Here is a 9,687-nt window from a genome sequence, read left to right as displayed (position 1 = left end):
TTAAGTAATGCAGTTTGGCGCCTTTTTTGTTCATCAAATAAAAGCTCTAGTTTTTCTTGCGTTTTAACGAGCTCTTCTTGGTTTTGTACTATTTGCTGTTGAAGATCTTTTAGATCTTCGATTTGTTCAATACGGGCTTTATTTAAGTAATTGTAATAGCTAAGTGTGCGCTCAAACTTGGCTGTGTCTTCTTGATTCAACAGCATTTTAGAGTAGTCGTCGCCACCGGCCATATAGGCACTTTTGAGTTGCGCGGCTAAAATTTTCTGAAACTGAGTGTGTTTTTTATCAAGCTCATCGGCTTTACTTTGTAACTCTTTTTGCTGTGTTTTAGTCTCTTTTACGGATTGCTCTGCCATGTTAAGTGCTTTAGCATTTTTAGCTATATCGAGTTCATGGCTTTTTAGATTTTTTTGTAGCGACGCTATTTTTTTTCTTTGGGCGTTATATTCAGCTTGGCTTTGCTCAAGTGCATTTTGAACCTCTGATAAGTCTTTTTTAGTACGATCTTCATTAGCAACTGCAGATGCAGTCACTAATGAAGTTAGTATCAAACCGCACTTAATTAACCGGTTAATACGTCTATTCATGTGTTATTTCAACATCATGATAGGCGTACCAGTCATTTCTTTTGGTTGCTCCATACCCATTAAGTGAAGCATTGTTGGGGCTACATCACTCAAGGCTTTACCTTGCATTGGCTCTGCATCGCGACCAACATAAATAAAATGCACAGGTTCGCTAGTGTGGGCAGTATGTGCTTGGCCTGTTTTGAGATCAGCCATTTGCTCAGCATTACCATGATCGGCTGTAATTAGTGCTTCACCACCAAACTCTTCTAGCGCATCAACAACACGTCCGATACAGCTATCTACAGCTTCACAAGCTTTAACAGCGGCTTCAAATACACCTGAGTGACCAACCATATCGCCATTAGGGTAGTTACAAATAATAGCATCGTATTTACCGCTTTTAATTGCTTCTACCAGTTTGTCGGTTAGCATTTCTGAGTTCATTTCAGGTTGTAGGTCGTAGGTTGCTACTTGCGGCGAAGGAATTAGCTCGCGTGTTTCACCTTTAAATTCGCTTTCACGTCCGCCACTAAAGAAAAATGTAACGTGTGCGTATTTTTCGGTTTCTGAAATACGAAGCTGTGTTTTATTATTTTTTTCAAACCATTCACCGAGTACGTTTATTAGTGGTGTAGGTCCAAATGCAACAGGTGCGTCTATATCGGCTGCATACTCTGTCATCATTACAAATGCGCTAAGCTCTGGCGTTCTTTTTTTAGTAAAACCATCAAATTCAGGCTCAACAAAAGCGCGGGTAATTTCGCGGGCTCTATCTGCTCTAAAGTTAGCAAAAATAACGGTGTCACCATCGTTTATTGAAGCCGGAGTGGCACCTGTCGGCGTAATGGTCGTAGCTGCTACAAACTCGTCGTTTTCGTCGCGCTCGTACGCTGCATTAAGTGCTTCAACACCATTATCAAAATTAAAGTCGCCTTCGGCGAGCGTCATTACGTTGTAAGCTTTTTCTACACGGTTCCAACGGTTGTCTCTGTCCATTGCGTAGTAACGGCCAATAAGTGATGCTAAACGTCCGCACTTAAGTTTACTAAATAACGCTTCAATTCGTTCAATTGATGCTTTTGCGCTACGTGGAGGTGTGTCACGGCCGTCTAAAAATGCATGGAAATAGACTTCTTTAGCACCACGTTTTGCCGCCAGCTCAATACTTGCAACTATATGATCTTCATGGCTATGCACACCACCTGGGCTTAAAAGACCCATTATGTGAACCGCTTTACCAGCACTTACTGCTTTGTCTATGTTTTCAACTAAGGCTGGGGTTGAATCAAACTCGCCATCGTTAATTGCTTTGGTGATACGGGTAAAATCTTGATACACAATGCGCCCTGCACCTAAGTTTACATGGCCAACTTCTGAGTTACCCATTTGACCATCAGGAAGACCAACATCTAAACCCGAAGCCGATATTAATGTGTGTGGGCGGGTGGCCCATAAGTTGTCTAATACAGGTGTGTTAGCTGCAAGAATAGCATTACTTTGCGTATCTTCGCGGTGTCCCCAACCGTCTAAAATCATTAATACCAGTGGTTTTTTATGCTCTGTCATAATAGCTCCTGAAAATTAGTATCTGTTGATGGATACTGTGCACCTAAAAAGGTTTATTAGCGTGGTTTTAGCATACCGTGTTTTTAAGCTAGGATCAGCATTGAAAACAAGATATTAAATTTTTTCACTTATACCTCATTGACTAACCTGAACTCTGCTTGAGATAGATTTATTATCCAGAGTTCTTGTTAAATATATATGGGGGGCTTTATCGTTTTTTAAACGCCTCTAAGTGCTCCTAAACTCGCATTTTAGGTTGGTTTGGGTATACTTGCGTGGCTAAAGTACAAAATCCTTAAAACATCACGTTTTAAAACATAATTTCATAGTGGAAGTAGAATGGAACAATATATTGAATTTATTACAAATCATCCCATTTTAAGCCTTGCTTGGGTTGGTATTGTTTTCCTTATTGTTAGTGGCTGGATAAAAAGTAAGCTTTCAGCTGTTCGTCAAATAAATCCCCAGCAGCTTACGTTACTTATTAACCGTGATGACGGTCAAGTAATCGATATACGTGCGCAAAAAGAGTTTAATGCAGGGCGTATTTCTGGTGCTGAGCACTTAAGCCCAGAGAATGCGAAAAAATCTGACTTTTCAAGCCTTGAAAAGTACAAGACTAAACCCATTATAGTTGTATGTACTACAGGTATGACTGCCCAAGGTACTGCAGCCGCTATGAGTAAAGCTGGTTTTGAACGAGTTTACTTATTAGCAGGTGGCATGGGTGCGTGGCAATCTGCCAGCTTACCAACTACAACAGGTCGCTAATCAGTTTAGCTAGGCCGATAGAGGATTTATTATGAGTAATGTTGTTTTATACACCAAGGCGTATTGTCCATTTTGTCAGCGTGCTCTTTCGCTTTTAAACAGCAAAGGCGTTGAATACACAAATTATGATATTGGTGTGCAGCCTGAGCTACGCGATGAAATGATTGCCAAAGCAGGTGGTGCAAGCACAGTACCGCAAATTTTTATTAATGATGAACATATCGGTGGCTGCGACGACATGATGGCTATTGAAGCGCAAGGTAAACTTGACGCTAAGCTAAACGCTTAATTTAATTATAATAACGAACAAGTTAGGAATAACAATGAACGAAGAAAATCAAAACGTAGCAGCTGCTGAAGCTGGCGCACAATTTACTATTCAACGCATTTACACTAAAGATGTATCGTTTGAAACGCCAAACTCTCCGGCCATCTTTCAAAAAGAATGGACACCAGAAGTTAAGCTAGACCTAGATACACGCTCAAACAAGTTGGACGAAGGTGTATTTGAAGTTGTTTTAGCGCTAACTGTAACTGCATCTATTGGTGAAGAAACTGCGTTCTTATGTGAAATTCAACAAGCAGGTATTTTTACTATTGCTGAAGTTGAAGAAGTGCAACTTGCGCACATGCTAGGTGCATTTTGTCCTAACGTGTTATTCCCATATGCACGTGAAGCTGTTTCAAATCTTGTTAACCGTGGTACTTTCCCACAGCTTAACCTTGCGCCAGTTAATTTTGATGCGTTATTTGCACAATACATGCAACAACGTACTGCGCAAGCTGACCAGGCTTCAGCAGACGCATAACTTATGAGTACAGCAACTACAGCTGTTACTGTATTAGGGGCGGGGTCTTACGGCACCGCCCTTGCTATTTGTTTAGCCCGAAATGGTCACCAGTTGACACTTTGGGGAAGAAATAGCGACGACGTTGCCACGCTTGCAGCTGAGCGGAAAAATCAACGTTACTTACCTGATGCTCCTTTCCCAGATACTCTTACTCTTGAAGCTAACCTACAACATGCCGTTGCTAGCAGTGCTATTGTACTTGTTGTTGTGCCAAGCCATGCTTTTGGCGACACGCTTGCGCAGATAAAACCTGCATTGCAAGAGGGTGCTAAAGTAGCGTGGGCAACTAAAGGGCTTGAGCCTAATACTGGACGTTTGTTACAAGAAGTTGCTTTGCAAGAATTGGGTGATGACATACCACTTGCGGTACTTTCGGGTCCTACGTTTGCAAAAGAAATGGCGATGGGGTCACCTACAGCTATTTCAGTGTCTTCTACGTCACCTGAATTTGCGCAGCAACTGGCTGATTTACTTCATTGTGGTCGCTCATTCCGTGTGTATAACAATGATGACTTTATTGGTATACAGCTCGGTGGTGCGGTTAAAAATGTAATTGCAATTGGCGCCGGTATTTCGGACGGTGTAGGTTTTGGTGCTAATGCGCGTACCGCGCTCATTACCCGAGGCCTTGCAGAGCTCACTCGTTTAGGCTGTGCTTTGGGTGCTAAGCCAGAAACCTTTATGGGAATGGCAGGCCTTGGTGATTTAATACTAACCTGTACAGATAACCAATCACGTAATCGTCGATTTGGTTTGGCGTTAGGTAAAGGCGAGAGCGTTGATGCTGCTATTGAGTCTATTGGCCAAGTAGTTGAAGGCTTTAGAAACACTAAAGAAGTGTACTTACTAGCGCAGCGTGCTGGCGTAGAAATGCCAATCACTGAGCAAATTTATAAAGTACTTTATGAAAATAAAGACATGAAAGAAGCCGCTATGGCTCTTTTAGGACGAGAACAACGCGCTGAATAAGCGCTTGAGCTAGGCCTTAACTAAAAAACCGACACTATGTCGGTTTTTTATTGCCTAACGGATTATATTTACTGGGCGTTAGGGAAGCCCAACTGACGCCACGACTCGTAAACAAACACGGCGACTGCATTTGACAGGTTCATACTACGACTATTTGCTTGCATAGGAATACGTACACGCTGATCGTTTGGTAATGCTTGAATCATTTCATCAGGCAGGCCGCGTGTTTCAGGACCAAACACTAAACAGTCGCCAGCTTCGTAACTTGCTTCATGATGAAATTGACTGCCTTTAGTTGTACAGGCATACACTTTTTTAGGTTTGCATTTTTCAAGGTAGTCCTCAAATGAGGCATGGCGTTGAACATGGCTAAATTCATGGTAATCAAGGCCCGCACGTTTCACGCGTTTATCGTCCCATTCAAAACCTAATGGCTCAATTAAATGTAATGCATAGCCAGTATTGGCACATAGGCGAATAATATTACCTGTGTTAGGCGGTATTTCAGGTTGGTATAAAACAATATCCAGCATAATGAGCCTTATAAAATAATCTGTAGTTTGACGAAGGGCAGTATACACGAAACCTTTTAAAAAAATGATATACTCAACACATTCAATACAGTGATTAATGGATACACGCGTGCATAACCGTAGCTACGAATTTTGGGTTAAAACTTCCAGCATTGTTACCATGGTCATGGTTAGCTTAATGATTGGTGCAAAAACATGGGCCTGGCTGGCTTCTGGCTCAGCTTCAATGCTTGGCTCGTTAACTGATTCGTTAATGGATATTACTGCCACCGCAATGAGCTTTTTAGTGTTGGGTTACGCACTGCGCCCAGCGGATGATGATCATAGATTTGGACACGGAAAAGCTGAAGCACTTGCAGGACTAGGCCAAGCCGCATTTATTGCAGGCTCAGGTTGCCTACTTGCTTTTCATGGTATTGAGCGATTATTTAACCCTATACAGTTAAGCCATTCTTTATTAGGTGTGTGGGTAAGTATTTTTGCTATTGCGTGTACGCTCGTCATTGTATTTGTACAAAATAAAGTGGTTAAGTATACCGATTCAATTGCTATAAAAGCCGACTCAGTACATTACAAAGGCGATTTAATATTAAACGCTGCTGTGCTGTTAGCTATTTTGTTAGCTTATTATGGCGTGTTGTATGCAGATCCTATTTTTGCAATAGGTGTAGCGGGTTACTTACTTTATAACAGTTGGGATATAGCTCGCGATAGTGCCGATCACTTAATGGATAAAGAGCTCCCGGATGACGAAAAACAAAGCATATTTGACATAGCCAGAGCCCATGCTGATGTGCATGGCGTGCATGACATTCGTACTCGCCAAGGCGGTAAAGTTAAGTTTATTCAAATGCACTTAGAGCTTGATGATCATTTGAGTTTGATTCGCGCGCACAATGTGGCTGATGAAGTAGAGGCAATGCTCAAAGAACGTTTTGAGTCGGAGGTAGATATACTGATCCACCTCGACCCTTTGTCAGTACTTGTTAAGCCGTCACCGAATCACAAAATTGATAAAAGTTAGTTAATAGCGGCTTTCGAATTTCGTCACGTTCAAAAAGTAGCTCGTGTTTAGCGCCTTCAAAACTCTCAATCGTTGCATGAGCATGCCTTTTTGCAAGACTGTACTGTGCTTCGTTGTTTACCACTGTATCGCTAGCTGCACTTGCTATAAACAAAGGGATTGGTACGTTTAGGTTATCAACAGACTTTAAAAACGATATCGTAGCTGCTAGCCAGCCAAACGTAACGCCACCTAATTGTATGTTAGGTTCTAATTTATAGGTTTGCCTAAAGTAGGTGTAACGCTTCTCGCTGTTAGTAAGTACGTTTTCGGTAAATGGGATCGGGTTGTAGTTGCCTTGTCCAAATGCATAGCAAGAGTGTAAACCAAGTAAAGTGGCTAATTTAACAATAAACTTCGTTGGTATTTTTGGTACGTCTTTTGTAAAAATATCAAACATAGGAGCAGACAAAAACACGCCTTTATAGCTATTTTCAAATTTTGCTAAATAATCAATAGCAATGGCGCCACCCATTGAATGAGCCAGCATGACTTTTTTACCTTGCCAATGTTTTGAAACTATTTGCTGATCAAAGTTATTTAGGTCACTGCTGTAGTTATTATAATGTTTTACAAAGCCTTTATGTTTATTTTTAAGGTGCCTGTAAGAGCGGCCCTGACCTTGATGATCCATAATAAACACAGCAAAATTATTACAATACAGCTCCCAGAGTAGTTCTTTATATTTTTCTAGGCCTTCAATACGCCCTGTACTTACTACTATTGCGGTTGTCGCGTTTTTAGGGATTGCGTATGCGTAAAATAGCTTTCCTGATGGCGTATCTAAGTAGCTTTTAATTAAATTTGAAGTATAAAAAACATTAATGGCCTCTTGATTGCTCTCAAGCTGGGCTTCTGAACTATAAAACATGCTTTACTCTTTTATTAATGGCAAGGTTATATTAGCACACAAGCCACCTAGTTCTTTATTTGATAATACTAAACTGCCACCATGCGCAGTAATAGCATTTTTAGCAATCGCCAGCCCTAAACCCGTACCACCACTTACGCGATCCCGCGCATCTGATTGCCTAAAAAAGGGCTCACAAAGCTTGCCCAGTTGGTCATCGGGCACACCAGAGCCATCATCACATATTTCTATATAAATGGCATCTGTATGCTTTAGGGCAATGCTAATAGTCTTATTTGCGTATTTAATAGCGTTGCGTAATAGGTTTTCAAGTGCGCTGGCAATAAGGCCTTCGTCGCAATTAATATTTACGTCTACAGTGCCCACTATATTTAGCTGCTTATTATTTTGTTTTGCTTCAAACTGCGCATCGTTAATAACGTGATCTACAATTATTTGTAATGATTGTTTTTGCAGTGAAAGCGCTTGGCTTTTTGCTTCTAAGCGAGAAACTTGCAGCACGTCGGCAATCATCTTATCAAGTTGGTTTGCTTCTTTTTCTATGCGTAATAAATACGATTGGCTAGCGTCGTTAGCTTGCATTTGCGCAAGACCGGTAGCCATTTTTAAACGCGTAAGGGGCGAGCGTAACTCATGTGATATGTCGGCTAATAAGCGTTTTTGTGAACTAATTAAAAGCTCTAGCTGATTGGCCATGCTGTTAAAGTCTCGCCCAAGTATTCCCAGCTCATCTTTTCGGTTTACAGAAATGTCGGCTCTTGCGCTTAGGTTGCCCGCTGATAGTTTAATAGCTGCTTTTTTAAGACTATTTATAGGGGCTATTAAGTTACGGCTAAATACAAAGCTTAAAATAAGAGAGGCAACAATTGCGATGACTATTTTCATCCAATTAGGCATAAGCTTAAAGCGCATTAATAGCGGCGGTTGATGGTTAATATCTATTTCATAAAGATAAAAACTCCCTTCAGGCACGTTTATGTTAACAGGGCCGAAGGCTTGATATTTTTCAGTAAAAATAATTTGTGGTGACATATTTTGAGTAAAGTTTAATAAACTTAAGTCGATGCTCTCTGGCACCTCTTTACTACTAAGGGAGTCTTCGCTTTGAGCTGCGCTTAAGTATAAAAGTTTACGCTTTGATAGGCGAGGGTGTACTAATACATCGCTTAGGCTGCGCTTATGTTTAATAGCAGTGCGCTCAATACTTTTGGCGGTATATATTAAGTTTTTTTTCATAGGGCCATAAAGCGGCTCGTTAGTTACCGCGTTAATAGCGGTAATGTTACTTAAAAATATAAGCGCTGCAACGGTGCCGATTATAGTTAACCAAAACCAAATAAATATTTTAAAAAACAGGTAGTGCCCAGGGTGTTTTAACCAAGCAAAGTAAGTGCTTTTATTCGCCTTGGATAAAGACATAACCCGTACCTCTCATTGTTTTAATTCGCTCACCTGGAATATGCTCTGCTATTTTTTTGCGGATATTACTTACATGCATATCGATAGAGCGATCAAAAGAAGCTAAACGCCTACCTAGTACTTCTTCACTAATTTGCTCTTTACTAACCACTTCACCTGCATTTTTACACAATAGCGTGAGTATTTCGTACTCTGTACCAGTAAGCGTTAGTGTAGAGCCGTCTATTGAGGCTTCTCGAGCTGCAAGGTTAACAGTAATGCCATTAACGAGTAACTTACTCGTTGTAGCTATATTTAAACTATTAATGTGCTCTATACGGCGAGTTATCGCTTTTACGCGGGCTAGTAATTCACGATGATTAAAAGGCTTTGGAATGTAATCGTCAGCGCCTAGCTCTAGACCAAAAATACGGTCAAAGTCTTCACCTTTTGCTGTAAGCATTATTACCGGTGTGAGTTTTGTTTGCCTAAGTTGTTTAAGTACTTCAAAACCATCAAGCGTTGGTAACATTACATCTAGCAATATAAGGGCGTAGTCATTTGCTTGTGCTAGTTTAAGGCCTTGTTCACCGTCGTGTACGCTTTGTATTTCAAAGCCTTGGGCAGTTAAATATTCACTTAATAGCTCACAAAGGCCAGTGTCGTCATCAATCATTAATAGTTTCATTTACAAACCCTTAGAGTTGTTTATAGCGTTATTTTACCCGCTAAATAGTGCAAAGGTGAATCTTTACACAACCTTTACACTGCTTTGCGTTACTTTGCGTTGAGTTAGGTATAGTTAACTCACTGGCTTAGCAGCCACAACCAACCCAATATTAAGGTAATGATTATGACTAAATTAAACACACTTTCAAAATTAGTACTTATCTGTGGCTTAGCAACAGCAACGCTTGGTGCTGGTAGCGTGTTAGCTAAAGGCGACGGACATAAGCAAGGCCATTCTCAAGCTCGTTTTTTACTTTCTGAGCGCGGCGTTGAAAAATTAAACCTAACAGATGAGCAGCAAACTAAGCTAAAGGCTATTTTTGAAGCGCAAAAAACACAAATGAAAGCACTGCGTGGCGACGAT

The 9,687-nt window shown here is 40.8% G+C and carries 12 protein-coding genes; 6 read left to right on the top strand and 6 right to left on the bottom strand.

The features are described 5' to 3' along the window. A partial coding sequence (locus tag H5072_RS05090) for a murein hydrolase activator EnvC family protein (protein ID WP_404936319.1) occupies positions 1-590 on the bottom strand: 590 nt, incomplete at its 3' end. 3 nt (positions 591-593) lie between these two features. Further along, a complete protein-coding gene (gene gpmM / locus H5072_RS05085; protein ID WP_002957786.1) occupies positions 594-2,138 on the bottom strand; it encodes a 2,3-bisphosphoglycerate-independent phosphoglycerate mutase in 1,545 nt (514 codons plus the stop codon). Between the two features lie 339 nt (positions 2,139-2,477). Between gpmM and H5072_RS05080 the strand changes: the two genes are divergently transcribed. From H5072_RS05080 to gpsA, 4 genes are read left to right on the top strand one after another with little or no spacing between them, the layout of a single operon-like run. Beyond that, positions 2,478-2,909 carry a rhodanese-like domain-containing protein gene (locus tag H5072_RS05080; RefSeq protein ID WP_024604567.1) on the top strand — a complete coding sequence of 144 codons (432 nt, stop codon included), beginning with the start codon at positions 2,478-2,480 and terminating at the stop codon, positions 2,907-2,909. 31 nt (positions 2,910-2,940) lie between these two features. Then, on the top strand, positions 2,941-3,198 hold the full coding sequence (gene grxC, locus H5072_RS05075; RefSeq protein WP_002957783.1) for a glutaredoxin 3: 258 nt from the start codon (positions 2,941-2,943) through the stop codon (positions 3,196-3,198). 34 nt (positions 3,199-3,232) lie between these two features. Beyond that, positions 3,233-3,718 (top strand): protein-export chaperone SecB, encoded by a 486-nt coding sequence (gene secB / locus H5072_RS05070; protein WP_002957782.1) that lies wholly within the window; start codon positions 3,233-3,235, stop codon positions 3,716-3,718. Positions 3,719-3,721: 3 nt separating this feature from the next. Continuing rightward, positions 3,722-4,729, top strand: a complete 1,008-nt coding sequence (gpsA, locus tag H5072_RS05065) for an NAD(P)H-dependent glycerol-3-phosphate dehydrogenase (RefSeq protein WP_182692889.1) — start codon at positions 3,722-3,724, stop codon at positions 4,727-4,729. A 68-nt stretch (positions 4,730-4,797) separates the two neighbouring features. On the opposite strand, the gene trmL is transcribed toward gpsA, so the two are convergent. Continuing rightward, complete coding sequence (gene trmL, locus H5072_RS05060; protein WP_002957780.1) at positions 4,798-5,262, bottom strand: tRNA (uridine(34)/cytosine(34)/5-carboxymethylaminomethyluridine(34)-2'-O)-methyltransferase TrmL; 465 nt, start codon at positions 5,260-5,262, stop codon at positions 4,798-4,800. 160 nt (positions 5,263-5,422) lie between these two features. Between trmL and H5072_RS05055 the strand changes: the two genes are divergently transcribed. Then, positions 5,423-6,286, top strand: a complete 864-nt coding sequence (locus H5072_RS05055; RefSeq protein ID WP_182194048.1) for a cation diffusion facilitator family transporter — start codon at positions 5,423-5,425, stop codon at positions 6,284-6,286. Here the strand turns inward: H5072_RS05055 and H5072_RS05050 are convergent. Genes H5072_RS05050 through H5072_RS05040 form a run of 3 tightly spaced genes read right to left on the bottom strand, consistent with a single transcriptional unit; the run spans position 6,249 to position 9,282 of the window. After that, positions 6,249-7,196, bottom strand: coding sequence for an alpha/beta fold hydrolase (locus tag H5072_RS05050; RefSeq protein WP_182692888.1), 948 nt, complete (start codon positions 7,194-7,196; stop codon positions 6,249-6,251). The genes H5072_RS05055 and H5072_RS05050 overlap by 38 nt on opposite strands. A gap of 3 nt (positions 7,197-7,199) precedes the next feature. Continuing rightward, positions 7,200-8,615: an ATP-binding protein gene (locus H5072_RS05045; RefSeq protein WP_182692887.1), complete on the bottom strand. Its 1,416-nt coding sequence runs from the start codon at positions 8,613-8,615 to the stop codon at positions 7,200-7,202. Next, positions 8,593-9,282 carry a response regulator gene (locus H5072_RS05040; protein ID WP_182692886.1) on the bottom strand — a complete coding sequence of 230 codons (690 nt, stop codon included), beginning with the start codon at positions 9,280-9,282 and terminating at the stop codon, positions 8,593-8,595. Before H5072_RS05040 ends, H5072_RS05045 begins: the two co-directional genes overlap by 23 nt. Before the next feature lie 165 nt (positions 9,283-9,447). On the opposite strand from H5072_RS05040, the gene H5072_RS05035 reads away from it, so the two are divergent. Then, positions 9,448-9,687: Spy/CpxP family protein refolding chaperone (locus tag H5072_RS05035; protein ID WP_220488507.1), on the top strand; the 240-nt coding region annotated here is incomplete at its 3' end.

The organism is Pseudoalteromonas sp. SR45-5 (assembly GCF_014163565.1).
Lineage (GTDB): Bacteria > Pseudomonadota > Gammaproteobacteria > Enterobacterales > Alteromonadaceae > Pseudoalteromonas > Pseudoalteromonas distincta.
Note: the sequence above shows the minus strand (reverse complement) of the source record. Positions and strands in the feature narration are given on the sequence as shown.